Annotated in this window: 18 protein-coding genes; 6 read left to right on the top strand and 12 right to left on the bottom strand. The window is 68.8% G+C overall.

What is annotated here, in order from left to right:
* Positions 1-141 precede the first annotated feature (141 nt).
* From ACNPNP_RS16870 to ACNPNP_RS16850, 5 genes are all read right to left on the bottom strand, one after another.
* The gene (locus ACNPNP_RS16870) at positions 142-1,548 is read right to left on the bottom strand and encodes a DUF6716 putative glycosyltransferase (protein WP_448967176.1); all 1,407 of its coding nucleotides are present in this window, start codon (positions 1,546-1,548) and stop codon (positions 142-144) included.
* Complete coding sequence (locus ACNPNP_RS16865) at positions 1,545-2,417, bottom strand: N-acetylneuraminate synthase family protein (protein WP_448967175.1); 873 nt, start codon at positions 2,415-2,417, stop codon at positions 1,545-1,547. The genes ACNPNP_RS16870 and ACNPNP_RS16865 overlap by 4 nt, the downstream gene beginning before the upstream one ends.
* A 71-nt stretch (positions 2,418-2,488) precedes the next feature.
* Entirely contained in the window at positions 2,489-3,691 is a 1,203-nt protein-coding gene (locus ACNPNP_RS16860) for a cytidylyltransferase domain-containing protein (RefSeq protein ID WP_448967174.1), read from the bottom strand.
* Positions 3,688-5,115 carry a polysialyltransferase family glycosyltransferase gene (locus ACNPNP_RS16855; protein WP_448967173.1) on the bottom strand — a complete coding sequence of 476 codons (1,428 nt, stop codon included), beginning with the start codon at positions 5,113-5,115 and terminating at the stop codon, positions 3,688-3,690. The genes ACNPNP_RS16860 and ACNPNP_RS16855 overlap by 4 nt, the downstream gene beginning before the upstream one ends.
* Positions 5,112-6,260 (bottom strand): glycosyltransferase family 2 protein, encoded by a 1,149-nt coding sequence (locus ACNPNP_RS16850; RefSeq protein WP_448967172.1) that lies wholly within the window; start codon positions 6,258-6,260, stop codon positions 5,112-5,114. Before ACNPNP_RS16850 ends, ACNPNP_RS16855 begins: the two co-directional genes overlap by 4 nt.
* Before the next feature lie 79 nt (positions 6,261-6,339).
* On the opposite strand from ACNPNP_RS16850, the gene ACNPNP_RS16845 reads away from it, so the two are divergent.
* Positions 6,340-7,473: a hypothetical protein gene (locus ACNPNP_RS16845; protein ID WP_448967277.1), complete on the top strand. Its 1,134-nt coding sequence runs from the start codon at positions 6,340-6,342 to the stop codon at positions 7,471-7,473.
* Between the two features lie 4 nt (positions 7,474-7,477).
* Here the strand turns inward: ACNPNP_RS16845 and ACNPNP_RS16840 are convergent, their stop codons facing one another.
* The gene (locus ACNPNP_RS16840; RefSeq protein ID WP_448967171.1) at positions 7,478-8,314 is read right to left on the bottom strand and encodes a hypothetical protein; all 837 of its coding nucleotides are present in this window, start codon (positions 8,312-8,314) and stop codon (positions 7,478-7,480) included.
* A gap of 54 nt (positions 8,315-8,368) precedes the next feature.
* Positions 8,369-9,091, bottom strand: a complete 723-nt coding sequence (locus ACNPNP_RS16835) for an SDR family oxidoreductase (protein ID WP_448967170.1) — start codon at positions 9,089-9,091, stop codon at positions 8,369-8,371.
* Positions 9,092-9,221: 130 nt separating this feature from the next.
* Here ACNPNP_RS16835 and ACNPNP_RS16830 point away from each other — a divergent pair, with 130 nt between their 5' ends.
* The 3 genes from ACNPNP_RS16830 to ACNPNP_RS16820 all read left to right on the top strand — a co-directional run bounded on the left by ACNPNP_RS16830 (position 9,222) and on the right by ACNPNP_RS16820 (position 11,108).
* Complete coding sequence (locus ACNPNP_RS16830; protein ID WP_448967169.1) at positions 9,222-9,644, top strand: MerR family transcriptional regulator; 423 nt, start codon at positions 9,222-9,224, stop codon at positions 9,642-9,644.
* 82 nt (positions 9,645-9,726) lie between these two features.
* The gene (locus ACNPNP_RS16825) at positions 9,727-10,077 is read left to right on the top strand and encodes a PadR family transcriptional regulator (RefSeq protein WP_448967168.1); all 351 of its coding nucleotides are present in this window, start codon (positions 9,727-9,729) and stop codon (positions 10,075-10,077) included.
* Entirely contained in the window at positions 10,077-11,108 is a 1,032-nt protein-coding gene (locus ACNPNP_RS16820; protein ID WP_448967167.1) for an HAAS signaling domain-containing protein, read from the top strand. Before ACNPNP_RS16825 ends, ACNPNP_RS16820 begins: the two co-directional genes overlap by 1 nt.
* Positions 11,109-11,129: 21 nt before the next feature.
* Here ACNPNP_RS16820 and ACNPNP_RS16815 read toward each other — a convergent pair whose 3' ends face one another.
* Entirely contained in the window at positions 11,130-12,557 is a 1,428-nt protein-coding gene (locus ACNPNP_RS16815; RefSeq protein ID WP_448967166.1) for a CCA tRNA nucleotidyltransferase, read from the bottom strand.
* Between the two features lie 45 nt (positions 12,558-12,602).
* Positions 12,603-13,241, bottom strand: coding sequence for a TetR/AcrR family transcriptional regulator (locus tag ACNPNP_RS16810; RefSeq protein WP_448967165.1), 639 nt, complete (start codon positions 13,239-13,241; stop codon positions 12,603-12,605).
* Positions 13,242-13,324: 83 nt separating this feature from the next.
* Between ACNPNP_RS16810 and ACNPNP_RS16805 the strand changes: the two genes are divergently transcribed.
* Entirely contained in the window at positions 13,325-14,551 is a 1,227-nt protein-coding gene (locus ACNPNP_RS16805) for an FAD-dependent oxidoreductase (RefSeq protein ID WP_448967164.1), read from the top strand.
* Here the strand turns inward: ACNPNP_RS16805 and ACNPNP_RS16800 are convergent.
* The 3 genes from ACNPNP_RS16800 to ACNPNP_RS16790 form a co-directional block, all read right to left on the bottom strand.
* Complete coding sequence (locus ACNPNP_RS16800; protein ID WP_448967163.1) at positions 14,538-14,822, bottom strand: hypothetical protein; 285 nt, start codon at positions 14,820-14,822, stop codon at positions 14,538-14,540. The two genes, ACNPNP_RS16805 and ACNPNP_RS16800, sit on opposite strands and share 14 nt — an antisense overlap.
* 25 nt (positions 14,823-14,847) lie before the next feature.
* The gene (locus ACNPNP_RS16795) at positions 14,848-15,405 is read right to left on the bottom strand and encodes a small multidrug efflux protein (RefSeq protein ID WP_448967162.1); all 558 of its coding nucleotides are present in this window, start codon (positions 15,403-15,405) and stop codon (positions 14,848-14,850) included.
* Positions 15,406-15,492: 87 nt separating this feature from the next.
* Complete coding sequence (locus ACNPNP_RS16790) at positions 15,493-16,188, bottom strand: GOLPH3/VPS74 family protein (RefSeq protein WP_448967161.1); 696 nt, start codon at positions 16,186-16,188, stop codon at positions 15,493-15,495.
* Positions 16,189-16,256: 68 nt separating this feature from the next.
* Here ACNPNP_RS16790 and ACNPNP_RS16785 point away from each other — a divergent pair, with 68 nt between their 5' ends.
* Positions 16,257-16,856 carry a TetR/AcrR family transcriptional regulator gene (locus tag ACNPNP_RS16785; protein ID WP_448967160.1) on the top strand — a complete coding sequence of 200 codons (600 nt, stop codon included), beginning with the start codon at positions 16,257-16,259 and terminating at the stop codon, positions 16,854-16,856.
* Positions 16,857-16,923 lie beyond the last annotated feature (67 nt).

Raw genomic sequence — 16,923 nt, 5'->3', positions numbered from 1 at the left:
CAGGGTACGCCTCCCGCACCAACATGCCGGAAGGATTTCGCGACTCTGGATTGAGCTCGACCCGCGAAACTCTTCCGGCGACAGCTCCCGCTGCCCGGGAACCCGCGAAAACCTTCCGACACCCCGCCGGCCGACCCGCGCTCAGCGCCGGATCGGGTCGTGGTGCGGCGTCGGCTCGAGCGTGTAGTCGGTCGTGGCATCCGACCAGGTGTCCTCGCCCGCTCTGCCGCGCGCACGTCGCATCGACAGGATGCCGTTCACGAGCGGAGCCCCCACGCCCAGCGCCACACGACCGATGACCGAACGATCCTCGCCCGCGAGCACGCTCTTGCGGTGCCATGCCGCATGCAGCGCGCCACCGCGACCGGCCGGCACGAGCTTCGCCCGCAGCCGGCCCTCGCGGCGCAGCGCGACGAGCTCTTCGACGCAGCGCCACCAGTTCGTGTCGGATTCCGGTTGGAAGTAGTTGTCGCGCTGCCAGCCGGCGAGCGGATGGCGGAACCGCCGTCCCACGACCTCCTCGGCGCCGCCCAGCAGGCCGCTGCCGGTGAACACCGTGTTCAGGAGCACCTTGTGCACCCCGAACGTGTCGAGGGCGATGACGGGGACCTTCTGCGCAAGCGCCTCGATCGCCGCCGTCGAACTGACGGTCACCAGCCCCTCGGCGCGAGCGAGCGCCGTCGACATCGGCTCGTGGGAGATGACGAGGTTGCCGGGGCGATCCGCCAGCAGGTCGGCATAGGCATCGCGCTCGAGGTGTGCCTCGGCCTCTCCCGGCCGCGATCGCAGCTTCACGACGACGCGCTTGGTCGGATCGGCGACCGCCGCGAGGCGCAGCATCTCGACGATCTGCTCGCGTTCGTGCCGCGCGGCAGGCACGAGCGCCTGCGCGGCGAACACGAGGTCCGTCCCGCCGGGGCGGGCGAGCGGAGCCGGTGCGGGGCGACCGGCACGGGATGCGCCACCGCCCGTCGACGCACCGACGAGTTCGCGTTCCTCGACGCGGACGGTCGTCGCCGTCACGGCATCCGGCGCCATCCGCGCGAAGGGGAGCACCGCGAGCGCGGTCGGCACCTGGATGCCGATGCGACGGCCGAGCTCGGCGAAGGCGCGCTCCTCACGATGCGAGTGCACGATCATCAGGTCGCTCTCGCGCCGGTACTCGAGCGCACCGCGCTGAGCGGGAATCGACATTCCCGGCAGTCCGCTCACCACGACCGGCCTGCGCGTGAGCCGGTCGATCTGGCGGGCCATCAGGCGGACGAAAGGCCCGCGGCCGGAGAGCACGACCATGTCGGGCTGATGCCCTGTGAGCCACCCGTGCAGTTCCTCGAAACCGAGGCGCGTGACGTCGGCAGCCGTGAAGCTCGTACCGGTGAGGGCGGTGCGCTCCTGCGCCGGACTCACCGTGAGCGGCGTGCGCACGAGCAGCATGTGGCGTCGAATGCCCTCGACGCCCGACAGCAGCGACGCCGACCATTTCACGAACGAGTCGGCATCCGCGATCGCGACGACGCGCAACTCGCTCGTGCTGGTCATCATGCTCATGCCGGAACGCGACGCAGCTTCGCCATCGGGGCCTGCTCGCCCGGGAAGACGCGCTTGACCCCGTCGCCGAGAGCGGTCTCGATGACCCGGATGTCGCGCACGAGGTGCGAGAGCCCTGTCGGCTCGAGCGATGCGGCGTGGTCGGAGCCCCACATCGTGCGATCGAGCGTGATGTGACGCTCGACGGCGACTGCTCCGAGTGCGACGGCCGCGAGGGAGATCTGAAGTCCGCGCTCGTGTCCCGAGTAGCCGATCGGCACACCGGGGTAACGGTCGCGCAGCGTCGTGATGACGCGGAGGTTGGCCTCCTCCGGCTCCATCGGGTAGGTCGACGTCGCGTGCATGAGCACGACCCGGTCGGTGCCGAGGGTCTCGAGCGCACGGTCGATCTGCTCGATGGTCGACATGCCGGACGAAAGGATGATCGGCTTGCCCGTCTCGCGCAGCGCGGTCAGCAGCTCGAGGTCGGTGACGCTGGCCGATGCGACCTTGTGCGCCACGACGTTCAGCTCTTCGAGGAACGCGACGCTGGGCACGTCCCACGGCGAAGCGAACCAGCCGAGCCCGCGCAGCGTGGCGTGGTCGCCGATCTCGACGTACTCGTCACGGCCGAACTCGACGCGACGGCGGTAGTCGAGGTAGGTCATCGTGCCCCACGGCGTCTCCCGCGGAACATCGCGCATGTGCTCGGGGGTGGAGATCTCCGGGGTGCGCTTCTGGAACTTCACCGCGTCCACACCGGCGTCGGCCGCGATGTCGATGAGTCGCTTCGCGATGTCGACGTCGCCGTTGTGGTTCAGGCCGATCTCAGCGATGACATAGGCGGGCCGGCCGCCTCCGATCACGCGTGATCCGATGCTGACAGTCATGGTGGTCCTCCAGTCGTCGTACCCCTCATTCCTGGGTACGCCGCGACTGTGAACACTGCACGAACTCGGGGTTACCGGGGTCGGTCGGCTGTCAGAACGCGCTCGATCAGCTCGCGTACGGCTCCGTCGCCGCCTCGTCTGTCGAGCACGACCCTGGCCGCCGCACGCACCTCTGCCCGCGCATCCGCGACCGCGACGGGCCAGCCGACGATCCGCATGGCAGGCAGGTCGTTCACGTCGTTGCCGAGATAGGCGATGTCGGCGAGGGCGATGCCGTTCTCCGTCGCCCACGCGGCGAGCGCGGCTTCCTTGTCGTCGACGCCGTGCAGCACCGGCACTCTCAGCTTCTCCGCCCGCGCGCGCACCACCGGGTTGACCTCGGTCGAGAGGATGAGCATCGGGATGCCGGCGCGCCTGAGCCTGGCGACCCCCATCCCGTCCTCCCTGCTGACGCGCACCTGCTCGCGCCCTTCGGCGTCGACCAGGGCCGTGTCGTCCGTGTGCACGCCGTCGAAGTCGGTGACCACGGCCTTCACCGCGATGGCCTCCGGCTGATCCACGAGCGGGGCGAGAGCGGATGCCGCGGCGAGCTGGTGCACGTCGTCGATCTCGATCGCCGTGCGTTCGGAGACCTCGACGATGCCGATCCTGCCGAAGAAGCGGTGCCGTGCCCGACGGAAACCGTCTGCCCGGAACGCGTAGAAGGCACCGGTCTCGAGGTAGTGCGGTTCGCGGTCCTGGCGGCGCGGCCGGTGGGCGGCGTCGTGGTTGATCGAGACCGCGGCCCCCTCGTCGTCTCGCCCCCACAGGAACCCGTACGTCTCGTGCGCGGAGAACATGCTGTCGTATCGGCCGGAGCGCACCCCGTCGACCGCGACGTCGATGCCGTCACTGGGGATGAACGGCGACGTCGCCTGGATGAAGACGACCACGTCCGTCCTGTCCCCCGCGTCGTCCAGGGCGTCGAGCACGTGCAGCACCGCGCTCTCGGAGGAGGCGACGTCGCCGGAGAGCTCGGCCGGCCGGCGGATGACGCGAGCCCCGGCCGCGGCGCTCAACTCCGCGATCTCGTCGTCGTCGGTGGAGACCACCACGAGATCCACGTGCGCCGCCGCCGCTGCGGCGCGCACGGCGCGCTGGATGAGCGCGACGCCGCCCACACGCATGACGTTCTTGCGGGGCACACCCTTCGATCCGCCCCGCGCCGGGATGACCGCGACGGTGAGGCCGCCTGCTGATGCCTCCGCCGTCGCCTCTTCACGTGAAGTCGTCATAGTCCGCGCGCCACCTTCCACACCCGTGCGGCGCGTCGACGCGCGCCCCTGATCGTGAGCCGGATCTCCTCGACCCTGCCCACGCCGCCGACCGAACGCAGCGCGCGGCGCACGATCGGCTCGGCCGGGGCCCCGGGCAGTCGCAGTGCGATGAGCCTGTCACGGGCGAAGTAGCGATCCCGTTCGGCCTGGTCGAGCTGCCGGAGCAGTTCCTCCGCCCGCGGGCGGAGGTGCGCGGCGATCTTGGGCTGCATCGCGTACCCCACGGCATCGATGAGCGACTGCAGCCGTTCCGGGTCGCGATAGCGGTCATCCGGTCGGGTCAGCGCGTCGACGATCGTCGCGGGGATCCGATTGCTGTTCTCGTACGGGGTGAGCCTGCTCAGCACCGTCTGCGTGCCGGAGGACGCCACCGGCCGATCGAACAGTGCCTGTGCGGTCGGCAGAGCGGTCGAGAACCCTGCGACGACGCCGACCACATCCAGGCGCTCGGCGACGAGCTCTGCCGATTCGACTCCGCGGTACTCGACGAACTCGACCCCGTGAGCCTCGGCCCGCGCACGCACGGCGTCGGTGACCAGCGGTGGTGCGGACGGATGGGGTTTGAAGACGATGCGCTGCGGATTCCACGCCGCTGCCCGATCGATCATGTCGCCCTGCATCGCGATCTCCTCCGCGGGCGACACCAGTCCCAGTGCGGACAGGTACTGGCCGAGCACGAGCGCGGTCGGTGTGCCGTCGGCGAGCGCGTCGAGGCGCGGATCAGCCGCCGTCGTCTCGAGAAGCACCTTCCGGAACGCTGCCGGAGGCACCGGCATCCGCTCTGCACCACCTGCGCCGCCACGAGACCGAGCCTGCGGCACGAGACGCGGCGTGTCCGGATCGGTCTCGCGCGGCGGCGTCGGTCTCGCCGCACCGAACACGAGCGGCTCCACTCCGGGCACGACGTCGGCGTACACGACGCGGCCGACCCGTTCGACGACGGTGCGCGGCAGCTTCACCCGCATCGGCGAGTACGTCATCAGGCCATCGCCGATGATCGTGATCCGGGCATCGGGGAACAGCGACAGCAGGGTGCGCGCGGGGGCGACCTGCGGACTCTGCACGAACAGCTCCAGATCGTCGTCGAGCCTCCAGGCGCGTGAGAGCAGACGATTCAGGATCGGAAGGTCGGTCGCGACGGGATGCCATGAGCTCGGATGCTGCGGCGAGAGGATCTCGTCGAGCGGCTCGATGCGATCGAAGCGCGCGCACAGCGAGCGGAGGTTCGGCTGCTCGTGGATCGCAAGGCTCGTCTCGGGGATGCGCGCGGAGTTCACCGGTACGAGCACCCGCTCCTGGCCCGCTTCGATGAGGCCCTCGTCGAGTGCGGCGGCAGCCGTGGTGAGCCCGTAGGCGCTGTGAAGGACGAAGAGCTGGGTCATCTCGCGTGCCCCGCCTCACGCAGCGTGCGAGCGAGCACCCGTCGTTTGGAGCCCTCCAGGCGATCGAGGGCGTGGGCGACATCCGCGGCGTCGAGCGTGGCGAGCAGGTCGCGGATGCTGTCACGCATCTCGCGCCGCAGTGCCGGCGTCATGCGCCGTGACCGAACGATGTGATGCGAGCTCAATGCGAGGGCGGTGCGCACCACCTTCGGCATGAAGCGCTGGGCGTCGGCATCCTGCTCCACGATCTGCACCACCTGCGAGAGGGCGCGCGGAAAGTCGAGCTGTCGACGATCGTGCACCTGGGTGAGCGAGGTCGCGACGCCGCGGCGGTAGAGCATCGCCGGGGCGTCGACCGCCGCGAAGGACCCGGCCTGCAGGTGCAGTCGCCAGATCCACGGACGATCCTCGGCGGTGAAGAGACCGTCGGGGAACGCGGCGAGGCCCTGATCGAGGATGCGCCGGTGGAAGATGCCCGCCCACGCGTAGGGGTAGTCGACCATCGTCGTGTCGTCGGCGGGAAGGATCGCGTCGCGTGGAGATGCGACGACGCCGCGCCAGGCGAAGGGGGCCCGCACGATCTTGCGGGCGGATCCGGTGACGCGCACATGGTCGGTGCGGAGGAAGTCGCATCCGAGTTCCTGCAGCCGGGAGGCGAGTACCTGCAGTCGGCGCGGTTGCATCCAGTCGTCGCCGTCGATGAAGCAGAACGCGTCGCCCTCGATGTGCGCGAGACCCTGATTGCGTGCGCTGGCGAGTCCGACCGGTCGTGGATTGACGAGCACCTCGGCGTGCGCGAAGCGCTCCGCATAACTGCGCATCTGATCACCGGTGCCGTCGGTCGATCCGTCATCCACCGCGACGAGCTTCAGCGAGCCCGGATCGTCGAACTGCCGCAGCAGCGTCTCGAGGGTCGTGCCGATGTACGGAGCGGCATCCTTCGCGGGGAGGATGACGGTGACGAGCGGTGTGCGCACAGGGCTCCCGGTGGGTCGGTGGGCGTCCGGAATGCTCGCATCCGCACCTTGCCGCTCGGTGGCGCCGCGGTGAACGGGCGGTGTCTGCGGCTCCTGGGCTGCCTGCGGCCGGCGTGAGAAGGGAGCTGCTGCGTGAGAAGGGATCTGCGTGGGGTGGCGCAGTCTCATGCAGCAACTGCCTTCTCACCCCACGGTGACGTGAACTGCGGCGTTTCCGCACGGCCCGCGTTAGCGTAGGCGGGTGAGCATGCAGCCGTTGACCTTCGATGCCCGTGCCCTCACCGAGCCCGTCGACCCCAAGGCCGTGAGCGCGTTCGCGACGGAGATGAAGGCACGCCGTGGCGGATCGACGCGGGCATCCACCGTGATCGCGATCGTCGTGGCGGTGATCGCCGTCCTCATCATGGTGCCGATGCTGTTCGTGCTCACCGTGACGCTCGCCACCGGACGGAACTCCCTCATCGGCATGCTCCCCCTGCTGATCATCGCGGCCGTGGGAGTGGCGGTCGGGATCGGTGCGTGGGTGACCGTCCGCCGTCGGCGCGTCGTGGATTACCGGCTCGCCCGCTTCGCCGCGGCGAACAACATGACCTATACGGGTGAGGTCTCCGATCCGCCGCTGCCCGGCATGATCTTCACCCTGGGTCGGGCGCGCAAGGCTGATCAGCTCGTCCGCGGGCACAGCCCCCGTTTCGTCGAGTTCGGCAACTACCAGTACACGACCGGTTCGGGAAAGAACTCGACGACTCACAAGTGGGGCTATGTCGCCGTCAAACTCGATGTGCCGCTGCCCAACATCGTGCTCGACGCGCTCGGCAACAACGCGATCTTCGGCACGAATCTGCCGGCGTCGTTCCAGAAGGAGCAGAAGCTCTCGCTCGAGGGCGACTTCGATCAGTACTTCACGCTGTACTGCCCCGCCGGCTACGAGCAGGATGCGCTCTACCTGTTCACGCCCGACATCATGGCGCGCTTCATCGACAACGCCGCCCAGCTCGACGTCGAGATCGTCGACGACTGGCTGTTCCTCTATACGAGACGTGCGGCGTCGACCCTCGACCCGCACACCTGGGCCTGGCTGTTCGGCACGGTCGGGGCGCTCATCACCAAATTCGACCAGTGGGCCAGGTGGCGTGACGAGCGCCTGCTCGCCGAGCAGGGCCGCACGTACACGCAGGCGGCGGCCGTCGACGGAGCTCCCGTCCCTGTCCCGGCGCACGCCGCACCCGCCCTGCCGTTCGCGGCACCGGTCGGGTTGCTGACGCCGCCCCCTGGCGTCGCGCAGCAGGGCAGGCGACTCAAGCGCAGCGGCCGCTGGGTGCCGATCGCGATCGTCGTGATATTCGCGATCGGATGGTTCTGGGTGCGAACGCTGTCCTGAGGCGTCAGGATCCTCCACCGCTGGTGTCGGACTCGTATCGAGAGCTGTGGGGGTAGAACTCCGGCGGATGCTGCGGGTCCAGCTCGACGAGCATGTCGCCGTCCGCCCCGATGAACACGATCACCCGTGACCCCACGACCGGGATCATGTGCGCGTACGTGTTGACGCGCACTCGGATCGTGTGCGCCTCGTGCTCGTCGCGGTAGCGGATGGGGACGTCGCCCCCGTCGTTCCACTCATCCGGATCGGGCAGCCGAGCCACGAACCCCTCGTACCGACGCGTGGACCGCCTCAGTCGCAGCACACGGTCGACGTCGCGTTGGGCGCGGCGCACCGAGCGCACGGCGAGGACGGCCGACATGACGCAGGCGAGAGCGCAGACAGTGGTCGCGATGACGAAGAAGTCCGTCTCGGTTCTGAAGCGACCGGTCCAGGGGTGGGTCCTCGCGTGCCAGAGGGCGAGAGCCGCGAACGCGATCGACAGGCCTCCGAGAACGCCGACGAGATACACCATGCCGAGCGCCGAGCTCTTCATGATCCGCTCCGTACCCTCGACGAACAGGCCGCTGAACGAGAAGACGCCTCCGATGGCCGCGGGGATGGCGAGCGCGAGCCACCACCACCCCGCGGCCTCCTCGTCCGCCAGCGCGGTGCCGAACGCCAGACCCGTCCCGGGGATGGCGAGTCCGACGCAGATCATGAAGCCGCAGAGGATGCCGAGGTATCCCACCCCGATCGGTCGCCGGGTCGCGTCCGGAGGCACGCGCGCGACCTTCGACCCGCTCTCACCCCTGGTCGAGAAGACCGGCCGCTCCTCCAGCCATGGCCATTCCTCTGTCATGAGGCGACGGTACGTCCGGGTGGCTGCTCCCGATCACAGACGGTGGCGGGGCCGTCAGACGCCCAGCAGCTCGGTCATCCGCTGATAGAACGGCGCGGGATCGCCTGCCAACGACTGCTTCACCATCGCGGTCCAGTCGTCGACGATCACCTCGATCGATCCGAGAGCCAGGCCGTCGAGTGCCTGCCGCGGCACGTCGCGCGGATCGATCTTCGGTCCGTCGTATCCGGCGGCGATGTCCGTGTCTGCTGCGCCGAGCAGGACGCCCTGGACCAGGGTGCCCTGAGCGGCGAGCTCGAGGCGCACGCCGTTGGTCATGTTCCACTCCGCCGCCTTCGCGGCCGCATACGATCCTGTGCCGGGGCCGGCGAACCAGGACAGAGCGGACAGGATGTTCACGATCGCGCCACCGCCGTTCACCGCGAGGGCAGGACTGAACGTGCGGATCACGTCGAGCGTGCCCCAGAAGTGCGTGTCCATCTCGCGTCTGATCTCCGCGAGGTCGCCCGTGACGAGCGTGGCACCGGTGGAGATCCCGGCGTTGTTGACGAGAAGGGTCACGTCATCCGCGATCGCCGCGGCCTCGACGATCGACTCGTGATCGAGCAGATCGAGGCGCAGAGGAACCACGCGACTGTCGTCGAAGACGATGCTCTCCGCACGCCGAGCCGTGGCGTACACCTTGCTGACTCCACGCTCGAGGAGCTCGAGCACGAACTCGCGGCCGATGCCGCGGTTGGCGCCCGTGACGAGAGCGATCTGGTCGGCGATGTTCATGGATTCTCCGCTTTCTGAGTGATTCTTCGTGATGCGGCCGCCCACCACGGGCGTCGCGTCGACTACTCTAAAAGTTGACGTTGACGTCAAGGGCAAGTCAGAATCGAACAATTCATCCCGGAGGACCATCGTGCGGATCGGCGACGTCGCGCAACGCGCAGGAGTCAGTACCCGCGCTCTGCGCTACTACGAGGAACAGGGCCTGCTCTCCGCGGAGCGCACGCACAGCGGCCAGCGCCTCTACCCCGAATCCGCGGTCGAACGCGTGCAGTTGATCCAGCAGTTCTTCACCGCCGGCCTTCCGAGCCGAACCATTCTGCAACTGCTCCCGTGCGTCGACAGCGGGCATGGATCACCAGAGGTCTTCGAGATGCTGGCAGCAGAGCGCGAGCGCATCACCGCAGCCATGGCGGACCTCGCCGCTGCACGTGACGCCCTCGACCGCATCATCGACATCGCGAACCATCCGACACCGGAGCACTGCCCCGGTCTGCGCGAGCCGGCGTGGGCCCCGCTCGACGGCGCGGACACCGCGGCCGCTCTGCACCACTGACCTGATCGCGACACGACTGGCAGTTGCGTTTCGCACACTACTGCGCATTGCGTGGTAGTGTGCGATGCATTGGAGGGGTTCTGTGGATACGACGCAATTGCTCAAGGGCGTACTGGACGTCGCGGTGCTCGCCGTTCTGCGGCAGGAGGACGGTTACGGCTACGACATCGTCCGCCGTCTGCGCGACGCCGGACTCGGAGACGTGGGAGACGCATCCGTCTACGGCACGCTCCGTCGCCTGTACGCCGCCGGCTCGCTGTCGAGCTATGTCGTGCCGTCCGAGGGCGGACCGCACCGCAAGTACTACGCCATCAATCCGCAGGGCGCGAAGTCGCTCGATGCGCAGTCCGCCAGTTGGGCCGAGTTCGCCACCGCGATGAACGGCCTCCTGACACCCACCGCCGCGGCGTCCCGCACGATCGGAGAGAAGTGATGAACAGCCTTGAGACCACGCTCGATGAGCGCATCCGCACTTTCGCCGACGCCGTGCGCGCACACCTCGACGACCTGCCCGCAGACGAGGTCGACGACATCATCGTGGGCCTGACGTCGGACCTCGCCGAGCAGGCCGCCGACGGCGGTGGAGTGCTCGAGCTCGGCGATCCGTCCGCCTACGCCGCGGAGCTGCGTTCGGCTGCCGGCCTGCCTGAGCGATCGGATGCCGTCACGCGGGAGCGGTTGCGCGCACGAGTGTCCAGGCGTCTCGGCCACATCGCTGCCGGCATGCGTCGCAGCGCCTTCGGCGCCTGGCTGCTGGATCTGTTCATCGCACTTCGACCCGTGTGGTGGTTGCTGCGCGGCTTCGCGATCTACGCCGTCGCGCACGCCATGTTCGGGGCGCCGTCATTCGGCGGCAGCGGATCGGTCCTGCCGGACACACTGCTCGGATGGCTCATCCTCCTCGCCATGATGCTCGTCAGCGTGCAGTGGGGTCGTGGCCGCTGGCTCCCTCAGAACGCGCTGCGACACATGCGGACGGTGATCAGCGTGATCGCGGTGATCGCGCTGCCTTTCGCTCTCGCCTCGGTCCTGATTCCACGGGTCGAGTACATCGACGACGGCGTCTACCAGCAACCCGGCCTCATGCTGGACGGGGTTCAGGTCGGCAACATCTTCGCGTACGACGAGAACGGCGAGCTCATCAACCGCGTGCAGCTGTACACCGATCGCGGCACGCCGTTGAACCTGTTCGGCGGAACGATCGAGGAGGGTGTCGACGGCACGTGGCAGGGCTTCGGGTGGGACGGCGACGCCCCTGTACGCGTCCCGTTCCGTGATGCCCGTGAAGCAGAGGTCTGGAACATCTACCCGCTCAAGGAGGGCAGGGTCGATCCGAACACCGGCAAGATCCGCACGTCGACGGTCAGGGATGCGGCGGCACCGTTCCTGCGCGCCCCCGGCCTCCTCACGCCGTCGCCGACGCCGTCACCCGTTCCCACGCCCACGCCGACTCCGGAGCCCTGAGCGCGAACCCGCTAGGGGCGTTCAGCCCCGAGCAGCCCACCACTCGCGCAGGCGCTGCTCGGCGACATCCGCACCGAGCACGCCCTCGTCGAGCCGAAGGTCGAGCAGGAACTTGTACGCCTCGCCGATCTCGCGGCTCGGCCCGATCCCGAGGACCTGCTGGATCTGATTGCCGTCGAGCTCGGGGCGCATTGCGTCGAGCTGCTCCTGCTCGCGGAGGTCCGCGATGCGCTTCTCGAGGTCGTCGTAGGCGCCGGCGAGACGCGAGGCCTTGCGCTTGTTGCGCGTCGTGACGTCTGCGCGAGTGAGGATGTGCAGCCGCTCCAGCAGGTCGCCGGCGTCGCGCACGTAGCGCCGCACCGCAGCATCCGTCCACGCTCCCTCGGCATAGCCGAAGAACCGCAGGTGCAACTCGATCAGCGTGGCGACGGCATCCGTCGTGTCGCCGTCGAAGCGCAGGGCCTGCAGGCGCTTGCGCGCCATGCGCGATCCGACCACGTCGTGGTGATGGAAGGTGACGGCGCCACCCGGCTCGAGCTTGCGGGTGCGGGGCTTGCCGATGTCGTGCAGCAGTGCGGCTATGCGCAGCGGCACATCCGGTGCGGCATCCGGATGCCGCGAGTGCTCGAGCTCGATCGCCTGCGTGAGCACGGTCAACGAGTGCTCGTAGACATCCTTGTGGTGGTGGTGCTCGTCGACCTCGAGGCGCAGCGCACTGACCTCGGGCAGGAACTCCTCGATGAGCTCGGTCTCGACCAGGACGCGGATGCCGCGTGCGGGGTCGTCGGTCTGCATGAGACGCACGAGCTCGCCCTGGATGCGCTCTGGGCTCACGATCTTGAGCGTCTCGCGCAATCGCCCGATCGCTTCACGGGTGCCCTCTTCGATCTCGAAGCCGAGCTGTGCACTGAAACGGGCGGCTCGCAGCATCCTGAGCGGATCGTCGCCGAAGCTCACGTTCGGGTCGGCCGGGGTGCGCAGGATGCCGGCCACGAGATCCTCGACGCCACCGGTCGGGTCGATGAGCTTCACAGCGGGCACCTGGAGCGCCATCGCATTGACGCGGAAGTCACGACGGGCCAGGTCACCGTCGATCGTGTCGCCGAACTCGACGGTGGGCTTGCGCGTCACGCCGTCGTAGCTGTCGGCGCGGTAGCTGGTGATCTCCACCTGCTCGCCGCGAACCCTGGCGCCGATCGTGCCGAAGGCGCGGCCGATGTCCCACTGCGTGGACGAGATCGGCGTGACGATCTTCAGGATCTCGTCGGGTGAGGCGTTCGTCGTGAAGTCGAGGTCGTGCACCGCGCGGCCGAGCAGCGCGTCGCGCACGGGGCCACCGACGACCGCGAGTTCGAAACCGGCGGTGTCGAAGGCGCGCGCGACCTCGGCGACGACGGATCCTTCGGCGAGCGCGCGCAGGCGTTCGAGCCCTTCGGCCATGTTCAGCATGGATTCCAGATTACCGGGGCGGGACTGGCCCGAGCCGCGGCAGGGTCACGGCTCCTCCGGGGCTCTGGTCGCCAGCATCCGCCGCAGCAGAAGGCCAGGGGCGGATGCCGCGACCGCACCCCGTCCGTCGGCGTCGTGTGCGAGAGCCCATTCGTCGATCGCGCGCAGCACCGCGAACGTCACGTCGGCCTGCAGGCCGATCGGCAGTTCTGCGCCGATCTGTCCCGAGTCGCGTCCGACCCGGAGGACCTCCTCGACCCAGGCACGTACCGCGTCCAGCAGTTCGGCGCGCGCATCGGATCCGCCGGGGCCGGCGCCGAGGTAGAAGATCCGGCCCAGATGCTGGAGCGCGGGCTGCGCGGAGAGAGCACCGAACTCCTCGAGCAGCGCATCCACCCGGCGCCAGAACCTGCGGCCGGCGAACTCGCCTGGTGCGGGTGGCGTCCACTGCGCGCGCACGTCGGCGATCAGCATCCGCACGACGACGTCGAACAGCTCGCTCTTGGATCCGACGAAATGGTAGAAGGAGCTCTTGCTCATGCCCGAATCGCGAATGATGCGATTCAGGGACGCCCCGTCGTACCCGGCGCGTGCGAACTCGGCCACTGTCGCCTGTGCGAGAGCCGCTCGACGTTCGGGCGTCAACGCCCCAGAGCGGCGCTCCGCCTCGTCACGATCCACCATGGGGCCGATCCTACTGGACCACGTGGTCCAGCGGGCGTAGAGTGTGGACCACCCGGTCCACAAGCGTCAGCAGAGGAGAGATCATGACGATGGTCGCCACCGACCTCGATGCGCAGCTCGAGTCAGCACGTGATGATCGGTTGCGCATCCTCATCGCCGGCGCGGGCGTCGCCGGGATCACTCTCGCCGCACTCCTGCGACGGCAGGGCCTGCATCCCGTCGTGATCGAACGGATGCCCGCCATGTCGCACCCTGGATACATGCTCGCCCTCATGCCGACCGTCGACAGGGTGTTCGACGACCTCGGCATCCGACGCGAGTACCTCGCGCACAGCACGCCCCTGAGCCGGTACGCCTTCCATTCACGTCGAGGCAGGCGGCTGCGCACCGACGACCTCGGCGCCCTTCTCGCGGTTCACGGCGACTATCAGGGCGTCGAGCGCGGCACCCTGCTCGACCTGCTCAGCAGCGACGGAACGCCGGTGAGCTTCGGCACGTCCATCGGCGCGATCACATGGGACGACGGCGAATCGGCCGTCTTGTTCGCGGACACGGGGGTCACGGCATCCTTCGACCTGGTCGTCGCGGCCGAAGGCATCCATGCGCGAACCAGGGATCTGCTGCCGGTCGGGAACGTGCACGACACCGACACCGGCTGGGGCGGATGGGTCAGCTGGTGCCCGCCGATCGGCGACGAGGAGCTCGGCGAGGAGGTGTGGGGAGACGGATCCTTCCTCGGCGTCTATCCCGTCAAAGGTCGACTCGGCGTCTTCCTCGGCGGGCCGGTCGCCGACACCGTTGTCGGTCCGCGCGCCTTCGCCGACCGCGTGCGAGCCGCCGCTCCCGAGTTGAGCGCGCGACTCCTCGCCGCTCTGGATGCCGCCGCCGCCGACCGTGATCCGTACTTCTGGCCGCTCACCGATGTGCGCGCCGAGCGCTGGGTCGCACCGGGGGCGGTGCTGCTCGGCGATGCGGCGGCAGGGTTCCTGCCCACGGCCGGAATCGGCGCTGCGATGGCGATGGAGTCGGCGTGGATGCTGGGGCGGATGCTGGCGCACGCCGATCGCGACGGACTGTCACAGGTGCTGGCCGAGTGGGAGCGCATCGAGAAGCCGCGTGTAGAGGCGGCGCAGTCGAACTCGCGGATGCTGGCGAGGCTCATGTTCCGGCGCGGCCGTGCGGTCGCGTGGCTGCGTGAGACGGTGATGCGCATGCTCACCGTGAAGGCCGCGCTTGGTCCGATCATCGGCCTGATCGCGGAGCAGCCTGATCCGGATGCCGCGGCTCACCGCGTGCTCAACGCCCGGTGAGGTCGCGCATCTCCTGTGCGTGCCGCCGACTCATCGACAACACTCCCATGCTCATCGTGAGACCGCCGATGACAGCGATCGCGACGAGAAGCCAGATCCCCTGATCGGGGTCGACGAGCTCGAGCAGATAGACCACGACCACAGCGGCGGCGAGTGCGAGACCTTCGATGAGCGCGAACGCTATGAAGAATCGGCTCTGCCGCCGCTGGTGCTGCCGCTTGAGCGTTTCGACGCGGTCGTCGTTCGAACTGGCGTTCAGCGAGTAGCTCATGCCGGAAGCGTAGCGGGGCTTCCGGTCACGCGGTCACGAGCGTGAGCACACCGGTGGCGATCAGCGTGGTCATCGTCGTCCAGAGGAAGATCGCGACCCCCTGCCACAGAAGCACCCATCCCTTTGAGACGCCGGTCGACACGAGCAATGCCGAGGTGAACTGCGTCGGGATGGCCAGCGGCCCCAGGATGCTCGCCCCGGGCACGCCGAAGCGCACGAGGAACTTCTTGAAGCGCCGCACACCCTTCGACTCCGGCTTGGGCTCGACGGCAGGCTCGCTCACTCCCGCTGCGCTTCCGGCGACGGGTCCGCCGACGCTGACGAGTTCGGAGCGCCGCGCTCGTCGGGCGACGATCATCGCACGGATGCGTGCTCCGAAGAAGACGACCACGAAGACGGAGGCGAAGTTGCCGACCATCGCGGCGCCGGCCGCGATGAACGGGTTGAGCCCGGCCCACACGCCGAGCACGGAAGCGAGCTCGGACTCGAGGAACGGGATCGCTGCGGCGGCCGCGACGATGAGCGGCTGCACGAGGACCGGGACCTGGGACATGAGGTCCTGCAGGAATTCGATGAAGTTCATGTTCTTTCCTTCTGGGGTCTGCGAACACTCCGAACACCGCCGGGTGCGGCGGTGACGGATCGGTCGGGGGGAGGGCTTGGGGTGGCGTCAGCGGTTGGCCACTGCGGCGCTGACGACGAGCGAGTTGGTCAGGACGGCGACCATCGTGCGGGTGACGGCGGCCGCGGCCGCTTCGGCGGCCCAGTCGCCCTGTTCCAGGTTCTTCGCCCTGGTGGCCGTGGCGCTGGACCACGGGATCTCACGGTGCAGCACGGGAAGCGATCCGCTCGCCGAGACGAGCGCCACGAGAGCCGCGATGTGCGCGGTCGGCTGTTCGCCGTCGACGAGAGCGGCGCGCATTCGGGCCACGAGTTCGGCGCGTCGACCCGACCCGCCGTCGACGAGGGCAGTCGACGGGAACAACCCGAGCACACGCCGCTTCTGCCGACCGATGTCACCGCGTCGGACGAGTCGATCGAGGACGGGTTCACGCAGCGTCGGTCCGCTGGCCGCGAGAACCGTCTGGACCCCGCGGGGCTTCTGGCTGATGTAGTCCCACATCGGACGAAGCAGTTCATCCTCCGGCGGATCGCCGGCGGCATGGATCCGGACGCCGCGGACCCCGGCATCCTCGATCGTGGCGTGACCGTGCTGCGCGAGATCGGTCAGCGCACCGCCGGCGAGCACGTAGAAGAGGGTGTTCTCGCCCGCGATCGTGCCCGAGTCGGGCTGGAACAGCACGAGGAGAAGGTCCTCGGTGATCAGCGTGCGTGTGCGCTGTGAGCGGATGCTGTCGTCGGTCATGGGTCGATACTAGCACACTGTGCTAGTACAGTGTGCTAGTGACCTAAGATCGACGGAGGAGGATCGTGATGAACACGCGAGATCGCATCATCGCCGCGGCGACGGAGATGTTGCAGGAGGGCGCTCCCCGATTGAGCGTGCGCGCGGTAGCAGCGCGTGCAGAGTGCGGTGCGAGCACGCTGCGGCATCATTTCCCCACTCAGCGCGACCTGATCAATGCGGCCCTGACGGCCACGTACGACGCGGCCATGCCCGACGAGCGCATCCGCGACACGTCGATCCCCCCGCGCGAGCGGTTGCGCGAATGCATCCGGCGTCTGCTGGATCCCACCGGCACGGCCGTCCAGGCGCGCGAGGTGTGGACCAACCTGCTCACCGTGTTCGCCGATGCCCAGGCCGACGCGGATGTCCGCGCCGGCTACCAGGTTCTGGTGTCGCAAGCGGATCGGCGGGTCGGCGCCTGGCTCACGATCCTCGAAGAGGAGGGCGTACTGCCACCCGGCGACAACGCCAGGCGGTCGCACCTCCTGCTCACCGTGGTCGACGGACTCTCGATCTCGCGTGCCATGCCAGCCGGCGACACGAGTCTCGAGGATGAGGCCGCGACGATCGGGTTCGCCGTCGATGCGGTCTTCGACGTCGCCTTCCCCGTGCGACCGACGCCGTAGGCGTCCTCAGGCAGGATCGCCCTCGACGGGCCCCTCGGTGTTCGGCTTCCACCCCAGCGCCGGCGCG

It is taken from the genome of Microbacterium xerophyticum, from assembly GCF_053543555.1.
This window is presented reverse-complemented; position numbering and strand designations above follow the sequence as displayed.

Bases quoted from the DNA above. Each gene is read 5' to 3' on its own strand.
- ACNPNP_RS16820 (WP_448967167.1), top strand. From the start codon at position 10,077: ATGAACAGCCTTGAGACCACGCTCGATGAGCGCATCCGCACTTTCGCC.
- ACNPNP_RS16810 (WP_448967165.1), bottom strand. From the start codon at position 13,241: ATGGTGGATCGTGACGAGGCGGAGCGCCGCTCTGGGGCGTTGACGCCC.
- ACNPNP_RS16840 (WP_448967171.1), bottom strand. From the start codon at position 8,314: ATGACAGAGGAATGGCCATGGCTGGAGGAGCGGCCGGTCTTCTCGACC.
- ACNPNP_RS16855 (WP_448967173.1), bottom strand. From the start codon at position 5,115: ATGACCCAGCTCTTCGTCCTTCACAGCGCCTACGGGCTCACCACGGCT.
- ACNPNP_RS16795 (WP_448967162.1), bottom strand. From the start codon at position 15,405: ATGAACTTCATCGAATTCCTGCAGGACCTCATGTCCCAGGTCCCGGTC.
- ACNPNP_RS16845 (WP_448967277.1), top strand. From the start codon at position 6,340: ATGCAGCCGTTGACCTTCGATGCCCGTGCCCTCACCGAGCCCGTCGAC.
- ACNPNP_RS16865 (WP_448967175.1), bottom strand. From the start codon at position 2,417: ATGACTGTCAGCATCGGATCACGCGTGATCGGAGGCGGCCGGCCCGCC.
- ACNPNP_RS16850 (WP_448967172.1), bottom strand. From the start codon at position 6,260: ATGAGACTGCGCCACCCCACGCAGATCCCTTCTCACGCAGCAGCTCCC.
- ACNPNP_RS16835 (WP_448967170.1), bottom strand. From the start codon at position 9,091: ATGAACATCGCCGACCAGATCGCTCTCGTCACGGGCGCCAACCGCGGC.
- ACNPNP_RS16815 (WP_448967166.1), bottom strand. From the start codon at position 12,557: ATGCTGAACATGGCCGAAGGGCTCGAACGCCTGCGCGCGCTCGCCGAA.
- ACNPNP_RS16790 (WP_448967161.1), bottom strand. From the start codon at position 16,188: ATGACCGACGACAGCATCCGCTCACAGCGCACACGCACGCTGATCACC.
- ACNPNP_RS16785 (WP_448967160.1), top strand. From the start codon at position 16,257: ATGAACACGCGAGATCGCATCATCGCCGCGGCGACGGAGATGTTGCAG.
- ACNPNP_RS16870 (WP_448967176.1), bottom strand. From the start codon at position 1,548: ATGAGCATGATGACCAGCACGAGCGAGTTGCGCGTCGTCGCGATCGCG.
- ACNPNP_RS16800 (WP_448967163.1), bottom strand. From the start codon at position 14,822: ATGAGCTACTCGCTGAACGCCAGTTCGAACGACGACCGCGTCGAAACG.
- ACNPNP_RS16860 (WP_448967174.1), bottom strand. From the start codon at position 3,691: ATGACGACTTCACGTGAAGAGGCGACGGCGGAGGCATCAGCAGGCGGC.
- ACNPNP_RS16805 (WP_448967164.1), top strand. From the start codon at position 13,325: ATGACGATGGTCGCCACCGACCTCGATGCGCAGCTCGAGTCAGCACGT.